The organism is Paraburkholderia yinzeri (assembly GCF_046581065.1).
In the GTDB taxonomy this organism is placed as follows: Bacteria; Pseudomonadota; Gammaproteobacteria; order Burkholderiales; family Burkholderiaceae; genus Paraburkholderia.
Map to the genome: position 1 here is coordinate 1,151,615 of NZ_JBFOCJ010000001.1, position 14,418 is coordinate 1,166,032.

The window sequence follows — 14,418 nt, forward strand, 5'->3', positions numbered from 1 at the left end:
GACAAATACCCCCCGCCCAAACTCAAATAGCCCGAGCCGTAACAGGCGTTCAGCGCGTCGAGCTTCGCGGTGAGCGTGGCGCGCCGGACATCGAGGACCGTGCAGTCACGGGCACAGCGACGTGCCTGGGCGAGCGCGAGCTGATGCGTGACGCTCGCCCGTTCGTCCATGACGGCTGCCAGGGGGCGAGCAGGACGTGCCACGATATCCGCGATGCCCGAGGCTGCGGCGGACACGCGGGCATCTCCGGCATGCTGCTGGGCGAACACGAAAAAGATCACATGGCCGTAGCAGGCGGTGACCATGCAGGTTCCCCATAGCAGGGTACCTGCGAGCCGGATCGTGACGGGCGAGCCGCGTATGAGCGATGGCAGCAGATGGGCACTAACGACGAGGACGATGCCGACTGCAATCCATACGCTCCGCTCGGGCAACGTGCCGCCGCGCTGCCAGCCAGCCAGAACCGACAGGCAGAGCGCGGTGGTCGTCGCGAGCGTCGCGACCCAGAAAGGGATACGGGCCGGTGGTCGCAGCAGCCGGAAACGGGTTTCGACGTTGGGTTGGTTTTCCATAGGTGATATGTCTCCGGGACGCGTTGAAGGCGTCCGGTGAACGGAATGAGAGAAAGAAGCCGGAGAGAGAAACCGGGCGGGGAGGCGTTGGCTACGTGCGCTGACCGGCAACGAATACCGACCAGTCGTCGAAGTACCGGCCATCGAAGACGATCAGGTCGTGCGCGATCGCCAGTGCCGCATCGGTGCAGCACGTACGCACCCCGGTCGCCAGGTTCGTGATGAACCCGGTATCGGGGAAATACCGTGCGGCTGTCTGCCCGTCGACGAAACGCAGCGTCACATCGGATGCATAGGTCGTATGGACGTATTCGAGCGGCCCGATGACCGGCCCGTCGAACCCCCAGTCGTCCATACCGGTATCGGGATCGTTGCGCCCATGAAACAGCGCGAGATACAGTCCCGGCGGAAGATCGGTCAGTTGATCGTGACAGCGGGGCAGGAGCCGTCCGTCACGACAGACGAACGGCATGCACACGGCTGCGTTCTGGCTGCGGATGTCGTCAGTGTTCATGCTGCGTTGCCGCCGAGAAGCGCCGTTTTGCGTTCGAGCTTCTGGCGCAGCGATGACGACTCCGGCCGCGAGGTCGTGGCCGGCTCGCCGCTGGTGTCCTCCCTGCCGGCGTCTGCGTTTGTACCCGGCCCTGCACCCTCCGTCTGGCCGGCATCGGGATAGAACTCGTCGACGACCGCAGCACCATCCTCGATACTGTCCTCGAAGGCACCGTTGCTGAAACCGGCGTGTGCGGCGGTGTCCAGCGCCTGCTGGTCGAAACCCGCCGCCCTGCGCCGCGCATCCAGTTCGCGCGCCCCGGTGATCGCGGCTTCCAGCGTACTGCCAGATCGCACGGCGAGATCCACGTAATAGATCGCCGAGCGATAGCTCTGCGTGGTGGACTTGCCGCGCAGCTTCAGTTCCAGTGGCAGGCACGCGAGCAGGTTGCCCGAGACTGCGCTGAAGTAATGCAGACGGGCGGCGAGCGTACGGATCGAGTTGTACGAGGTCGTGCGGAAGATGAACGAACCCAGCTCGTCCTCGTCGCCGATCGTAACGTTGAGTCGCCCGTAAGGCTTGCAGTTACCGGCGCGACCGAATGCGCAGCCGTCTGGCGACGGGCAGGGCAGTTCCTCGATGCCGGTGTCGCCCGCGCGCCGGCAGGTTTCGCCATTGCCGACGCACACGGGGCGGCCCGTGTCGCGGTCGAACAGCGAGTACCCGGCGCGCAGGTTGAGGTCCGGATCGTTGAAGAGGAACCGGACCGGAATCGCGCGCAGCTTGCCGGCGGGTTTGCCCGATTCGGCCTTGCGCAGCGATTCGTTGAGTGGATGCAGCATCCATCCGTCCCGGTTCTGGACCTGCGTGGTGATCGTGAACTGGTCGTCCTTTTCCGGCAGGCGCTTGCCGTTCTTCTCGACAACGCGACCGATGGAGATGCGCCCGATGACGGGCGGCGTGATGGAAAGTCCCTTGAGCATTTTGATACTCCTGTAAAGGAAGGAAAGCAGGGAAAGGAAGTTCAGGTGGAGACGAGAAACCTGCGTGAACCCGGTTTTGTCAGGGTGTATTGCGAGGCGAAGTCCGGGTGATCGGCGAGCAGCCGCTTGAGGTCGACACCCGTACCGTCGCGGCTGCGCCTGAACGACACCGAACCCGTCTCGAAGATGGCCCGGTCCGCTTCGCCCATTGCCTGCTGGATGGTCTGTTTGAGCAACGCTTCCTGCGTCTGGCGTTGTTCGATGTCAGCGCGCAGTGCAACGAGATCGGCGAACACCGACGACTGGTGACGATCGTCCGTAAAGTCGACCGTGCCGCCCGTACCGGGATACAGGCAGCGCAACGCACGATCGGCTGAATCAGACCCGTCAGCCGGAGGTGGCGTATCGGTTTCCACGAATCGCCAGAACGCCGCTTCGAGCGAAATGAGCCGTGCGATCAGATCGTCGTCACGCTCGATCCGGTGGACCTCAAGCTTCTGGCCACAGAGCAGTACGGCGACATCGGCCGCCTGCTTGCCCGTAACCGCGAGCTGGTGCTGGACCTGGACCTGCACATACTCCGGTACGCCTTCGCGCCAGAGTCGCGCACCGAATTCGCCTGCCGTCTTGCACTCAAGGATCTGCACGCCGGGCGTGCCAATCACCTCGCGGTCGATGTTGGCGAGCAGGAAGGGAATCGCGGGATGCCGGAGCACGGCATTGACACGCCGCACGCGGTTTCCGGTCTGCTTTGTGTAGGACGCCGCGACGATCGGCTCCAGCAACGAGCCCCAGTAGACCGGCTCCGTTGTGTCGTCCGGATCGGGGCGAGCCAGATTCGCGTCGCGCCCGGTCTTGATGAGCCAGAGTTCCAGTGGGCTCATGTACGGATTCAGCCCGACCGCAGCGGCTGCGTCCGAACCACCGATACCGTTTTTCCTCACCTCAAGCCAGTCTTCACGCGGCATGTCCTTTGTTTCCACCAGACGCAGGGCCGGGCGCCTGCGGCTGTTCCCGGCGGCTTCAGGCTGTGACATGGGAACCTCCTGAAAAGAGAAACGCCCGGCGGGAGCAATCCGGCCGGGCGTGTATGACGTGATGAAGGGATGGGACTCATGCGACAAGCTTCATGGCCTCGTCCCACGCTTTCTGCTTGATCGTGGCGCCCGCACCGAACCAGGCCGCGTCGCGCCGGTGGTCCTCGCTGCGCGCGCGACGCTGGTGATCGACAAACTCGGTAATGCTGTTGAGCAGCCCCCAGGCGGTTCCGGCTGCCGAGGCCAGATCGGCCCCTTTGCCCTGGCCACCAAACAGTGTCTGTACAGCTTTGACGGCACTATCATTGGTGGCCGAAACGGGTCGATCGGACGTACTGCCTGCGTTGTAGGTCAGCACGCGGCGGAAATAGGCTTCGGCAGTTTCGTCGCTCACCCTGCGTTCAGACAGGGCTTTCATACGCGCCATAAACCCGTCCCAGGACGAGATAGCGATGCCGAGTTGGCGCTTGACGGCCTGGGCGTCGAACTGGCTGCGGTGGGGCACCTTGACAGCGCTGGTACTGTCGCCGAGTGCGATTGCCAACGTGTTGTTGCACACGACGCGTACGGACGTGAACTGGGCGGTGGTTGCGAGTGTGCCGTCGCAGGCGGTGGCAAGCAGGAGGTAGCCGTTCACCCGGTCGCGTCCCCTGAGGGTTGCACTCTGGCCGGTTTTGGCGAGGGCCCAGAGCTTCCTGCCTTCCTTGAGGACGCCAGCCGTTTCGAGTTCGAAGCCACCCGCTTCGGTCAGGTCACGATAGAACTCCAGTATGTCGGCGGGCTGGACGACCTGATAGCGTGACGACACGACAGATAGCGGAGCCTTCGTGTCGGACCGGTAGAGAACCTTCTGTTCAGGAAAGGCGTGGATCGAGCCGAGGCTGGAACCGGCATTGCCGGAGACGAAGCGCACTTCGGCTTCCTCGATGCGCCAGTCCATGCCGGCCTGCCGCGCCCAGACTTCGAGCGGCTGGCGAGGCGCGAGCGGATTGCCGAGACCATGCCACGGGGTGTCGCCGACGTAGGCCATGGATTGAACGAGATGCATGGTGAACTCCTGATAGATAGCGGAAAACAGAATGCGAAGATGCCTGCCGCCCCGAAGGGCGGCAGGCATCCCGGCACGAAAGGGGGAAAGCGAAAGCGCCGTCAGGCGTCAGGACGAGTGCGGTTGGCCGAAAACATGGCCGCACGCCTGGCACTCGTAGTTGTCGAGCACATGGGTGTCGAGTTGTTGGCCAACCGCGGAGCCCGCGGCACAACCTGCGGCGCCGCCGAACAATGCGCCCATGAGCGCACCGGCCAGGCCACCGAAGAGCGAGCCGACCGGACCGGCGACCATGCCGAGGGCCGCGCCGGCTTCAGCGCCGCCGAGCGCGGCAGCAGCACTACCGGCTGCGCCGACCGACGCGCCGACGACACCACCGGCCTTGCGACCGTAATCCCGCGTAGTGATACGGGTGGAACTGCAGCGGGGGCAGGAAAGTGAATGGTTCATGTATCAACCTCATGGAGAGTCGGGGCAAACGGCGTTGCCCAAGCATTCCGGGGGGATGCTCAATGAGGTGATATAGGCGTGAGATGTTTTACGATCGGCCGACCGTCACCGATGTTGTCGGGCTGGGGGCGTCAAATTCAGGTTGCGGCGCCCAGCGCCGTGCAGTACGTTAAGACGGCATGCACAATCGCTAGCTGCTGCGAATGCCGCGTCAACCATTGAAGGCACTGACCTGAATCGGTGTGCCACTCGAATTTGGGGGCACTTCTGGGGGCATGAATGGAGCTTTGGATTTCATCTGTCCTTGTCTGGTGGGTGTTGCGTAGATTTGTTACATTCCTGCAGCCACCAAACAAAGCAAGGGGTTACGTGAAAATCACGTAACCCCTTGTGCTTTCCGGGTGCCGAAATCCGGGGACGAAAGTTTGCCCATCGTTGTCGGCAAGCAGGCCGACATTCGCTCGACTTCCTCCGCGGACAGCCCAAAAGCCCCATACAGCACTCGATCGATTTCCCGGGCCGCTGCCACAGCTTCAATTGCGCGCCCCGCGCGGTCGAGCGCCAGCAATTCATCAACCAGCCTGACCACCGCGTTCCGAACCTCGATCTCTCCCGGCACCGGCACCGAATCGATCATCGCCTTGGTGTACGCAATGCCGCCGTTATAGCTGGCGGACGGGTAACGCGCTCGCAAAAAGAACGCAGAAAGCGGGCAGTTCAGCACCGCTGCCGCGAACTTCAGCAGACCGTCGTCGTGGGAACGCAGGATCAGCGTCGTTTTTCCCGGGATCGTGTCACCGTCGAGGTCCAGTGTGGCGTCGAGTCGTGTGAGTCCCTTCACGATCACCTTTTTCGCGTCGGCTCGCTCCCGGTACGCGTTGGCGAATTCCGCCGTGAAGCGCGCCCGCTCGACCACGGGTTCCCTGTATCGCTCGCCGAGATAGGTCATCGGCTTGACGCCCCAGCGCGATACGAACTGGCCCAGCGTTCCGGTATTCATCACCCGGAACTGACGTTGCGCGCAGAACCCACCGTTTGCTTCTTCGATGAGCGGTTTGAGCCGATACGCGTCCGATGTCGCGCATGCGTTCTCGCAACGCAGCAGCGAACCGAGTGCAGGGTGCGAGCGCTCGATTTGCCGCACGAACGTGTAGTGCGGCGAAAGCAGAGCATCGAGTCTCCACGGTGCGCCCAGTTCAGCCTTCGGCGTATGCGCGAGCGGCGTGACTGCGTCGCCTTCGAGCCGGGCCGTCGAAACGATAGCGGTGCCCTCCTGCGCGTAGACCGTGACGATCGAATCGACCAGCGCCTGCTCGAACACATTGCGGCCCAGCGCGACGATGCGTTCGATCTTGTCCAGGTGGCGCGCGCGGAACGCGTCGCCGAACGGCTTCGAGAGCCACTTGTCCGGAGTGAGGCACGCCATCGCCCCCGCGGGCGCGAGCAAAGCGAGCCCAAGTTCCATGAACACGACGTAGAGGTCCCAGTTGCCCTTCGCCGCCGGCCAGCGTTGCGCGAGGTGCTCGCGCAAGTCCTGTTGGCCGTCGTTGGCCATGCGCTCGGAGTCAATGTACGGCGGATTGGCGACGACGGCGTCGAAGCCGCGGAATGTGCCGTCGTCATCGAGCACTTCCGGGAATCCGGTTCGCCATTCGAAAGCGCTTTCGAGGATGCGCGACGACGCGCGCAATGCTTGCAGGGGGGCCGGGCGCAGCGTCGACAGCAGAGCCGCGTGTGTCTGCGCGATCCTGTCCCTGGTGCTTCGCCGTTGCGTGTGATTCGTGTATGCCGCGGCACGGTATTGTGAAACCGCGTCGCGATAATTCCGAACGACCTCGATCTTCTCTGGCGGCGTGCCATGCATCGGTGCGTCGAGGGCAAACCGGCTGATCGTTGCGTTGCCGACGCGGAGATTGACGTCAAGGTTCGGCAGCGTCGAGAACTCGCCATTCGCGTCGTAAGCGGCGTGTGCCAGCAGTTCCATCCAGAGTCGCAGCCGCGCCATTCTCACCGCATCGGGATTGATGTCCACGCCGAAGAGGCCGTTCTCGACGATTGCCCGTTTTTCTTTGAACAATGCCGCGTCGAGCCGGCGGCGCTCTTCTTTTCCGTCCGCGCCGTGCAGCGGGTCGTCGTTAGTCCGTTTCACAACGAGACGGTCCGACGCGACCTCGAATCGATAACCTGCAAGCGGGCGGCCCTCGGTATCGGTCAGCAGTCCAAGCCGCGATTTCAGCGCAATCCGGGCATTGAGCGCCGAAACGAGCAGATGGCCGGAACCCACCGCCGGGTCGCAGATGCGCAGACCGTCCACGATTGCACGCGCTTCGTCGCGATCCGTGATTGCCTGGCATAACTGATCGATGGTTTCGCAGTGCCAACCCTTGCGTTCGTTGAACCGGCGGACCGTGGCCGATTCGATTGCCGCCTGGCACAGGTGCATGGCGACACGCCCCGGCGTGAACCACGCGCCGTCGCGGTAGCCGTTGAACTTCTCGAAGATCAGACCGAGCGTTGCCGTATCGACCTTCGGTTTGCCCGCATTGCCCGGCAGCGGTGCTTCGCTTGCGAAAGCGTGAGCATCGAGAAAATCGAGCAGATAGGCAACGGGACAGAGCGGGCCCTCCGCGTGGGGGAGGGTCGTTTCGGCGTAGACAGGCAATGGCGGCGCGTCGGCGAGCGCACCGAGCGGGATCGCGACACCTTGCAGATCGTGTGGCGCAAAGAGCGAACCGTCGAAGCGGGGGATCGGCGAAAGCGGAGGGATCCGCGTGCAGGTTCCGGCGGCCGCATCGGCGAGCACGTTGCGACACAAGGCGTCGAGTTCGCCGAAGGAGCGAATGCGGTTCGCGCGCAGAAACGCGTAAGCCGGGTCGTTGTCGTGTAGCGCGAGGAGCCGCGTTTCGAGCTGCTTGAGGAACACGAGACGGCTGAGCCACGCGACGCACAACCGCACCACCATGCCGAATCGTTCCTCCTGCACATCCGCTGAACCGGCTGCTCCATCGCGCGCCTCGATGCGGGCCAGCGCATTTTCGACGAGCGATCCGTGCATTCTCGCGTGCACGGGGTGCCGCGCGATGGCCGGCTTGCCCTTCTCGACGGTCTCGCACAGGCCCGCAATATGCAGCAGTTCGGCGTAGAAACGCTCGTCGAGCGCCGTGCGGCGTGCACGCACGCGTCTTTTTCTGTCGGTCTCGGGCATGATTTTTCTTGGGAGTCGTCCGCCGATGCTCGTAAAGCGCCGGGCGCCGCTCATTTTAAGCGCGAGCTCCCCGTACGGGTCGACGCTCGCGCGCGAAGAGGCGATGATCGTGGCAGGTGGCGAGAGCCCGTGCCGCACGTCACGTCGCTCTGCTATATGATGGCGCCGCCGCGGCCGCGCCGTTTTGCCTACGACTACCATGACCGACATCTTCACCCTTAGTTGGCCCGATACCGATGGCCCGCGCACCGTCCGCTGGCGCTCCGAGGCGGGCGTGCCGCCGCCCAAGCGCGTGGTGCTCGCCGACGACCGCACGACGGCGGATGCCGCCTACCGTCTCGCCTGCGAGGGTACGGCGCTGCTTTGGCGAGGCGACTACCAGAACGCGCGTCAGTTGCTGCAGGCCATGGCGCGACGCGCCGACCGCAAGCCGCGCAAAGCGCCCGCTTCGCCGCTCGATGCGTTCAATCTGCACCGGCAGGCGCAGTCGCAACGGGCACGCACGCTGGGCATGGTGCTGATCCCCCTGGAAGGCGATTACACGATTTCGCTGCGTCGCGCACCCGATGCGCGGCTCGCCTGCGAGGAAGCGTGGGGGCCGGCGACGGGGGAGGTGTCGGCAGTTTCGTTGCGCGAACTGCTGGGCTTGATCGGCGCGCACGAATGGCACAAGAAGGGCGTGGAAATTCCGGCGCTGGGCAACGCGCGCATTCATCCGCACTACGGCGTGTTTTCGCCGGTGCGTGGGGAATATGTCGATCTCGTCGCGCGCACGCCGCTGCCGTCGCTCGAGAAGGCGTTCGACATCGGGACCGGTACCGGCGTGCTCGCTGCCGTGCTTGCCGCGCGCGGCGTGAAGACGGTCGTCGCCACCGATCAGGATCCGCGCGCCCTGGCATGCGCCCGCGAGAATCTCGGGCGCATGGGCCATGGGGACCGCGTCGAGGTGGTCGAAGCGGACCTGTTCCCGCCGGGCCGGGCGCCGCTGGTCGTCTGCAATCCGCCGTGGGTGCCCGCGCGGCCCGCTTCGCCCATCGAATACGCCGTCTTCGATCCGGATAGCCGCATGCTGCGCGGTTTCCTCGATGGCCTGAAAGACCATCTGGAACCGGGCGGCGAGGGCTGGCTGATCCTCTCCGACTTTGCCGAGCATCTCGGCCTGCGCACACGCGAAGCGCTCACGGAGATGATCGCGAGCGCCGGCCTCACGGTGATGGGACGCGAGGATATCCGCGCGCGTCACCCGAAGGCCGCGGATCGCACCGACCCGCTATACGAAGCGCGCGCGAAGGAAGTGACCTCGCTTTGGCGCCTGAAAGTTCGGCCGGCGTGAGCACGGGCAAAAGCCGGTCCGCCGAAGCGCACGACACGGCGCCTGCGCTTCGGGGCTCGAGCGCGGCAAAGCCCGCTAGCCGGGATAGGCCTCGTCGACTTTCAATCCCGCGAGCTTGAAGATCACGCGCAACGTCTGCGGCTTGATGTCCCGGCGAGCGGCCAGCGCCGACATCACGAAGTCGAGAACCTTTGCATACTTCAGCAGAATCAGGCAGGTTTCGAGATCGCTTGCGCCGTCGCGCATTTCTTCGGCAATCCGCAGCATTTCCACCGAGATATCGCGCGCCATTTCCAGCTCCAGTTGCTGCTTTTCGGTCCACTCGGGAACGACGAGCAGTTTCGCGAGCAATTCCTGGAATTTCTGCTCGGCATCTCCGTCCGGTTTCGTATTCATTGCGAGCCTCGTACAAGGACGTGCAGCGTCGTGCGTCCGCTACGCATCGACAGACTGCGACGTGCCTGATCCGTCGCCGCCGGAACGACCGGTGCGACCTCCCATGCGCTCCGTCCGGTGCATGGCCGGATGGTTGCGCTCCCATTGGTCCCTTCTGGACATCGGGGACGAATGTCCGCCGTGTCTTTTCTAATCAACCCCCTCCCTGCCGTCCGGACGTGGGGGGCAGCGTTCCGGACGCTTCGGGCCGCTCGATTTGCGTGGCGGCCTTGCCCTGCTTTTTTCGTAAAATGGCAGGTAAATCTTCTCCGTTCCGTCATCTGTCGCACGTAACGCGGCAAAAGATACCTCTCCAGTTCCCGACCGATGTCCAGCAAGACTTACGAAATCCGTCCGAACCAGTCGATCGAGCTCCTCAAGGAGCTTCATATCCTCACGCGCGACGGCAAGATGAATCAGGATAGCCGCCGCAAGCTCAAGCAGGTCTATCACCTGTTCCAGTTCATCGAGCCCCTGCTCAAGGACGTGAAGCAGGACGGCCGCGACGTCACGCTCGTCGATCACGGCGCAGGCAAGTCCTACCTTGGTTTTATCCTCTACGACCTGTTTTTCAAGGAACTGCACGACAAGTCGCGCATCATCGGCATCGAGACTCGCGACGAGCTCGTGCGCCGCTCGCGCGAACTCGCGCAGCGGCTGGGCTTCGAGGGCATGTCGTTTCTGAATCTGTCCGTCGCGGACTCGATCACGTCGAGCGAACTGCCGCCCGAGGTCGATGTCGTGACCGCGCTGCACGCCTGCGACACCGCTACCGACGACGCGCTACGTTTCGCGCTCAAAAAGCGCGCGCGCCATATCGTGGTCGTGCCGTGCTGTCAGGCCGAAGTGGCGGGCGTGCTGCGGCGCAATAAGGGCAAGTCGCTCGGCCAGGCGTTGACGGAGATCTGGCGTCATCCGCTGCATACGCGCGAGTTCGGCAGCCAGATCACCAATGTGCTGCGCTGCCTGCAACTCGAGGCGCACGGCTACCAGGTGAGCGTGACGGAGCTCGTGGGATGGGAGCACTCGATGAAGAACGAACTCATCGTGGCGCAGTACAAGAACCTGTCGCGGCGCCGGCCCGCGGAGCGGCTTGCCGAGATCCTCGACACGTTGGGCCTTGCCGAACTCAACGAGCGCTTCTTTACCGACGATGGCGGCGCGGACCCCGCGCCCGAGCCAGTCACCGGGACGGTCCCTTCTTAATCTCCGGCTTCGTTGCCGGGCTGGTTCATCCAGTCGCGCCAGCCTTGCAGGCCAAGGCGGCGCAGTGTCGCCTGGTTGCGTTCGTAGATATCCGCGGCGTCCGGGAACGCCTCGACCGCGCGTTCGATGCTCGTCTCGCGCAGCAGGTGCAGGACCGGCCAGGGGGCGCGGTTCGTGTAGTTCTCGATATCGTCGGGCTCGGTGCCTTCGAACTGGTAGTGCGGATGAAAGCTCGCAATCTGCAGCCGGCCTTCCAGGTGCAATTGCGCGATCAGTTGATCGGCGAAAACCAGGGCGTCGTTGAAATCGAGGAAGTCGGCGAGCGCGTGGGGCAGGATCAACAGCGTTGTGTCGATCTGCTCGGGATCGGCTGCATCGAGTGCCTTCAGCTCCGTTTCGAGATCGGTGAGCACGCCCGCAAGATCGCTCGCCTCGCTGATCGCATAGCGAATCTGCTTTTTCACGTGCACGCTCTTTGCGAACGGGCAGAGGTTCAGGCCGATCACCGCGCGCGTGAGCCAGTGGCGGGTGGTGGCGAGAATCTCGGCGTGGTCGGGGCGAGGGGCGGCGGTATCGGTCATCGCGTCATTTTACCGGCGGCATGCGACCGAGCCCGCGCGGTCTCGCGTCTCAGCCGGCGTTCGAGGGTGTTGCGTCCAGCGGGGCCCGGCAGGCGGCTTCGATCAATAGCTTCGCCATGCGCGGCGCCGCAAGGATCGGCCCGCAACCCGGGCCGTAGGTCTGGCTCGCCGCGTAAATCCCTTCGACCAGCAGCGCCAGTTCGTTGGCAAGCGCGGCGGGATCGGCGGCGCGCGCGGCTTCGGCCAGCTCGGTCAACCGCGCAATCAGCTTCGCTTTGTTGTCGGCCACGGAATGACGCGCCGGATGCGATGTATCCGGAAATTCGGCGGCGATGTTCACGAACGGGCAGCCGCGGTAATCGGGGACCGAGGCGCGCTGCGTCAGATCGTCGAAATACTGGAACAGTTGCTTGACGGGCTCGCCCGGATGCTTCGCGACGCTCGCTTCGAGGCGCTCGAAAAAGCGTTTGTCGCAGCGTTTCAGGTACGCGACAACCAGATCGTCCTTCGATGAAAATTGCCGGTACAGGCTCATCTTGTTGACGCCCGCGCGTTCCACGACAGCCTCGATGCCTACCGCGCGCACGCCTTCCCGATAAAACAGTTCGTCCGCCGCGAGCAGCAGATGCTCCTGCGCGCGCGGCCCTGCCATCTGCATGCGCTGCTTGCCCGGGGTGCGGGCGTTGGAAGCGGGGGCGTGTTCGGTCATGAGTTTCTCGCCGATGGGATCTGCTTGACATGTTACCGACTGGTCACTACTATCGCAACACACTTGTGACTGGTCGGTAACAAACTGTTGCCGCGACGTACATGCTGGAAGATGGCAGGACGGACACGGCTCTGCACGGAGCGACAGGAGCGAGGATGAACTGGGCGGCAAAAATGGTGGGCGGGCGTTTCCACTACGGGTGGCTCGTCGTGGCGGTGGTGTTTCTGGTGCTGCTTTCGGCGGCGGGCACGCGGGCGACGCCCAGCGTGATGATGGTGCCGCTCGAGCACCAGTTCGGCTGGAGCCGCGCGACGATCTCGCTCGCGATCTCCGTGAACATCGCGCTGTACGGCTTGATGGGGCCGTTCGCGGCGGCGGCGATGCAGCGTTTCGGCGTGCGGCCGACGCTGCTCGTCGCGCTCGGCTCGATGGCAGCCGGCGTGGCGCTGTCGGCGCTGATGACGCGTCCGTGGCAGATGGTGCTGATCTGGGGCGTGATGGTGGGCGGCGCGACGGGCGTGGCCGCGCTTTCGCTTTCGGCAACGGTGGTCACGCGCTGGTTCACGACGCACCGCGGCCTCGCCATGGGGGTTCTCACGGCCAGCTCGGCTACGGGCCAGCTCGTATTTCTGCCCTTTCTTGCGGCCATCGCGCAGAAATACGGCTGGCAGCCCGTGGTGCTCGTGGTGGCGGTTGCTGCGGCCGCGGTGATTCCGCTGGTCGCGCTCCTGCTGCCGGAGCGGCCCGCCGACATGGCGCTGCGCCCCTACGGCGAGGATCACGACACGCCCGTCGAGCCGCCGGCGCCGCAACAGAATCCGCTGAAGATCGCGTTCGGCGCACTGACGTCGGCCAGCCGCTCCCGCGACTTCTGGCTTCTGTTCTTCAGCTTCTTTATTTGCGGCGCGAGCACGAACGGCTATGTCGGCACGCACCTGATCGCGATGTGCGGCGACTATGGCCTGAGCGAAGTACAGGGCGCGTCGCTGCTCGCGACGATGGGTATCTTCGACCTGTTCGGCACGACGCTCTCGGGCTGGCTCTCGGACCGCTTCAACAGCCGCGTGCTGCTCTTCTGGTACTACGGGTTGCGCGGGCTCTCGCTCATCTATCTGCCGCACGCGTTCGGCATCGACTTCTTCGGTCTGCCGATCTTCGCCGTGTTCTACGGTCTCGACTGGATCGCCACCGTGCCGCCGACGGTGCGTCTTGCCACCGACGTTTTCGGCAAGGAACGCGCGCCTGTGGTGTTCGGCTGGGTCGTGGCCGGTCACCAACTGGGTGCGGCCTTCGCGGCCTTCGGCGCGGGGCTGCTGCGTTCGAGCCTTGGCACGTACACCGTCGCTTCGATGATTTCGGGCGGCCTGTGTCTCGTCGCCTCGTTCCTCGTGCTGCGGATCAACCGCGGCTCGCGTGCGGTGGGCGTGCAGGCGGTCTGAGCGGCGGGGCGCCCGGGCTTTCGAGGGCACGCGAGCGCGAAATGCGCGCTCCGGTTATCCTGATGGCCCCCGGGCGAGCGCCCTCACTGAAGGACAGACAAGGCATGACGAAGCACAAACCCGCACCGACAGCCGTGCCCATCCATGAACTGATCGCCGGCCGCTGGAGCCCGCGCGCGTATTCGAACGAACCGGTGAGCCGCGAGGCGCTGCATGCGGTGATCGAGGCGGCGCGCTGGGCGCCTTCGGGCTACAACATGCAGCCGTGGCGCTTCATCGTGTTCGACCGCGCGGCCGACGAGGCTGCGTTCAAGCGCGCGTTCGCAACGCTCGTGCCGTTCAACCAGCAGTGGAACGCGCCGGCGCCGGTGCTGATCGCGGTGACGGCGCAGACGCTCAACACGAAGGGCGAAGTGAATCGCACGGCGCAATACGACGCCGGTGCGGCGGCGATGTCGCTCGTCCTGCAGGCCCATGCGCTCGGGCTCGCGGCGCACCAGATGAGCGGCTTCGACGTTCAGGCCTTCCGCACCGAGTTCGCACTGCCGAACGACGTGGAACCGCTTGCGTTCATCTCGATTGGCCACTATGGCGACGCCGAGAAGCTCGAACCCGTGCTGCGCGACCGCGAGAAGGCGGAGCGCACGCGCGCGGCGGTGGGGGAAATCGCTTACGCGAACGCGTGGAAAAAGCCGTTCAAGGGCTGATTCGAGCGCTCGGGCGCACCGCAAAGGCGCGCCGTCGGACCCCTGTTGGACAAAAAACGCGCGGCCTTCCCGCGCGTTTTTCTTTGCCGCCACTGCGGCGCTGCAACATGGCGCCGCAGTGGCCCCAAGGTTGCCCGCCATCTGGCTTTCGTGATAAAAAGCCCGTCCTTCCCAGCCCTTCCTGACGTGCGCGAGCGACTTTGCGCGGCACGCTTTCCTG

General features: G+C 64.6%; 13 protein-coding genes and 1 pseudogene. 4 read left to right on the forward strand and 10 right to left on the reverse strand.

The window, feature by feature from the left end; translation table 11 throughout:
• Positions 1 to 44: 44 nt before the first annotated feature.
• The 7 genes and pseudogenes from WJ542_RS05615 to WJ542_RS05645 form a co-directional block, all read right to left on the reverse strand.
• Positions 45 to 572: pseudogene (locus WJ542_RS05615) on the reverse strand (hypothetical protein); the annotation flags it as partial.
• Between the two features lie 91 nt (positions 573 to 663).
• The gene (locus tag WJ542_RS05620; protein WP_411188352.1) at positions 664 to 1,086 is read right to left on the reverse strand and encodes a hypothetical protein; all 423 of its coding nucleotides are present in this window, start codon (positions 1,084 to 1,086) and stop codon (positions 664 to 666) included.
• Positions 1,083 to 2,048 carry a recombination directionality factor gene (locus WJ542_RS05625; RefSeq protein WP_411188353.1) on the reverse strand — a complete coding sequence of 322 codons (966 nt, stop codon included), beginning with the start codon at positions 2,046 to 2,048 and terminating at the stop codon, positions 1,083 to 1,085. The genes WJ542_RS05620 and WJ542_RS05625 overlap by 4 nt, the downstream gene beginning before the upstream one ends.
• Positions 2,049 to 2,089: 41 nt before the next feature.
• Positions 2,090 to 3,085: a YqaJ viral recombinase family nuclease gene (locus WJ542_RS05630; protein ID WP_411190484.1), complete on the reverse strand. Its 996-nt coding sequence runs from the start codon at positions 3,083 to 3,085 to the stop codon at positions 2,090 to 2,092.
• A 76-nt stretch (positions 3,086 to 3,161) separates the two neighbouring features.
• Positions 3,162 to 4,133: a DUF932 domain-containing protein gene (locus tag WJ542_RS05635; protein ID WP_411188354.1), complete on the reverse strand. Its 972-nt coding sequence runs from the start codon at positions 4,131 to 4,133 to the stop codon at positions 3,162 to 3,164.
• A 108-nt stretch (positions 4,134 to 4,241) separates the two neighbouring features.
• The gene (locus tag WJ542_RS05640; protein ID WP_411188355.1) at positions 4,242 to 4,583 is read right to left on the reverse strand and encodes a hypothetical protein; all 342 of its coding nucleotides are present in this window, start codon (positions 4,581 to 4,583) and stop codon (positions 4,242 to 4,244) included.
• Between the two features lie 376 nt (positions 4,584 to 4,959).
• Complete coding sequence (locus WJ542_RS05645) at positions 4,960 to 7,788, reverse strand: type IIG restriction enzyme/methyltransferase (protein WP_411188356.1); 2,829 nt, start codon at positions 7,786 to 7,788, stop codon at positions 4,960 to 4,962.
• Positions 7,789 to 7,987: 199 nt separating this feature from the next.
• Here WJ542_RS05645 and WJ542_RS05650 point away from each other — a divergent pair, with 199 nt between their 5' ends.
• Positions 7,988 to 9,121 (forward strand): methyltransferase, encoded by a 1,134-nt coding sequence (locus WJ542_RS05650; RefSeq protein ID WP_411188357.1) that lies wholly within the window; start codon positions 7,988 to 7,990, stop codon positions 9,119 to 9,121.
• 75 nt (positions 9,122 to 9,196) lie between these two features.
• On the opposite strand, the gene WJ542_RS05655 is transcribed toward WJ542_RS05650, so the two are convergent.
• Positions 9,197 to 9,517, reverse strand: a complete 321-nt coding sequence (locus WJ542_RS05655) for a DNA-binding protein (RefSeq protein WP_411188358.1) — start codon at positions 9,515 to 9,517, stop codon at positions 9,197 to 9,199.
• Positions 9,518 to 9,883: 366 nt separating this feature from the next.
• Between WJ542_RS05655 and WJ542_RS05660 the strand changes: the two genes are divergently transcribed.
• Positions 9,884 to 10,762, forward strand: a complete 879-nt coding sequence (locus WJ542_RS05660; RefSeq protein ID WP_411188359.1) for a class I SAM-dependent methyltransferase — start codon at positions 9,884 to 9,886, stop codon at positions 10,760 to 10,762.
• On the opposite strand, the gene WJ542_RS05665 is transcribed toward WJ542_RS05660, so the two are convergent.
• Both WJ542_RS05665 and WJ542_RS05670 read right to left on the reverse strand, forming a co-directional pair.
• A complete protein-coding gene (locus tag WJ542_RS05665) occupies positions 10,759 to 11,343 on the reverse strand; it encodes a DUF1415 domain-containing protein (protein ID WP_411188360.1) in 585 nt (194 codons plus the stop codon). The two genes, WJ542_RS05660 and WJ542_RS05665, sit on opposite strands and share 4 nt — an antisense overlap.
• A 49-nt stretch (positions 11,344 to 11,392) precedes the next feature.
• Positions 11,393 to 12,052: a TetR/AcrR family transcriptional regulator gene (locus WJ542_RS05670; RefSeq protein ID WP_411188361.1), complete on the reverse strand. Its 660-nt coding sequence runs from the start codon at positions 12,050 to 12,052 to the stop codon at positions 11,393 to 11,395.
• Positions 12,053 to 12,207: 155 nt separating this feature from the next.
• On the opposite strand from WJ542_RS05670, the gene WJ542_RS05675 reads away from it, so the two are divergent.
• The gene (locus WJ542_RS05675; protein ID WP_411188362.1) at positions 12,208 to 13,491 is read left to right on the forward strand and encodes an MFS transporter; all 1,284 of its coding nucleotides are present in this window, start codon (positions 12,208 to 12,210) and stop codon (positions 13,489 to 13,491) included.
• A 104-nt stretch (positions 13,492 to 13,595) separates the two neighbouring features.
• The gene (locus WJ542_RS05680) at positions 13,596 to 14,198 is read left to right on the forward strand and encodes a nitroreductase family protein (RefSeq protein ID WP_411188363.1); all 603 of its coding nucleotides are present in this window, start codon (positions 13,596 to 13,598) and stop codon (positions 14,196 to 14,198) included.
• Positions 14,199 to 14,418: the final 220 nt, after the last annotated feature.

What these genes read in the sequence shown, in the direction of transcription:
- WJ542_RS05630 (WP_411190484.1), bottom strand. Translation starts at nt 3,085, where the DNA reads ATGTCACAGCCTGAAGCCGCCGGGAACAGCCGCAGGCGCCCGGCCCTG.
- WJ542_RS05655 (WP_411188358.1), bottom strand. Translation starts at nt 9,517, where the DNA reads ATGAATACGAAACCGGACGGAGATGCCGAGCAGAAATTCCAGGAATTG.
- WJ542_RS05675 (WP_411188362.1), top strand. Translation starts at nt 12,208, where the DNA reads ATGAACTGGGCGGCAAAAATGGTGGGCGGGCGTTTCCACTACGGGTGG.
- WJ542_RS05640 (WP_411188355.1), bottom strand. Translation starts at nt 4,583, where the DNA reads ATGAACCATTCACTTTCCTGCCCCCGCTGCAGTTCCACCCGTATCACT.
- WJ542_RS05620 (WP_411188352.1), bottom strand. Translation starts at nt 1,086, where the DNA reads ATGAACACTGACGACATCCGCAGCCAGAACGCAGCCGTGTGCATGCCG.
- WJ542_RS05670 (WP_411188361.1), bottom strand. Translation starts at nt 12,052, where the DNA reads ATGACCGAACACGCCCCCGCTTCCAACGCCCGCACCCCGGGCAAGCAG.
- WJ542_RS05650 (WP_411188357.1), top strand. Translation starts at nt 7,988, where the DNA reads ATGACCGACATCTTCACCCTTAGTTGGCCCGATACCGATGGCCCGCGC.
- WJ542_RS05660 (WP_411188359.1), top strand. Translation starts at nt 9,884, where the DNA reads ATGTCCAGCAAGACTTACGAAATCCGTCCGAACCAGTCGATCGAGCTC.
- WJ542_RS05635 (WP_411188354.1), bottom strand. Translation starts at nt 4,133, where the DNA reads ATGCATCTCGTTCAATCCATGGCCTACGTCGGCGACACCCCGTGGCAT.
- WJ542_RS05625 (WP_411188353.1), bottom strand. Translation starts at nt 2,048, where the DNA reads ATGCTCAAGGGACTTTCCATCACGCCGCCCGTCATCGGGCGCATCTCC.
- WJ542_RS05665 (WP_411188360.1), bottom strand. Translation starts at nt 11,343, where the DNA reads ATGACCGATACCGCCGCCCCTCGCCCCGACCACGCCGAGATTCTCGCC.
- WJ542_RS05645 (WP_411188356.1), bottom strand. Translation starts at nt 7,788, where the DNA reads ATGCCCGAGACCGACAGAAAAAGACGCGTGCGTGCACGCCGCACGGCG.
- WJ542_RS05680 (WP_411188363.1), top strand. Translation starts at nt 13,596, where the DNA reads ATGACGAAGCACAAACCCGCACCGACAGCCGTGCCCATCCATGAACTG.